Source organism: Tissierella sp. (assembly GCF_052089545.1).
GTDB lineage: Bacteria > Bacillota > Clostridia > Tissierellales > Tissierellaceae > Tissierella_A.
Genome location: NZ_JBQDAA010000041.1, coordinates 13889 through 14511 on the forward strand (window position 1 = coordinate 13889; position 623 = coordinate 14511).

Sequence of the window (623 nt, forward strand, 5' to 3'; positions counted from 1 at the left end):
TATTCATCCCAAAGTGCAGAACTTTTTTCATTAGGGGCTATAAAAATACTAAATGCTATTAATGTTGTTGACTATTTATCTTTTGGTAGTGAAGAAGGAAATTTAGAACCTTTAAAAGAAATAAGTTACATATTATTAGATGAATCTATAGAATTTAAAAAACACTTAAATTACTATTTATCTTTAGGCAATTCATTCCCAGTATCTAGAAGCTTAGCTTTACAGGACTATATTAACCAAAACAGTTTATTTAAAGTTGATAATGTTCAAGATATACTTAAAGAATCTAATAATATATTAGCTATTGAATATTTAAAAGCCTTACATTCAATCAATTCTGATATAAAACCTTATACAATAAAAAGAATAGGTTCTGATTATAAAGATAAAAGCATAAAAACTAAATATTCTTCGGCAACTGGGATAAGAAATATTATACTTAATAACAATATAGATGCTTCCAAAGAACTTCTTCCTAAAGAATCTTTTAATATATTACGGGAATACATTGAAAAATATAAGCAATTTAATACGATAAAAAACTATAATAATATTATTAGATATTTATTCTTAACCACCGATAAAAATAAATTAAAAAATTTAATTGATATAAATGAAGGCTT

Annotated in this window: 1 protein-coding gene; it reads left to right on the forward strand. The window is 23.1% G+C overall.

From position 1 onward, the window contains the following. Positions 1-623: nucleotidyltransferase family protein (locus ACTHW2_RS04905; protein WP_442262759.1), on the forward strand; the 623-nt coding region annotated here is incomplete at both ends.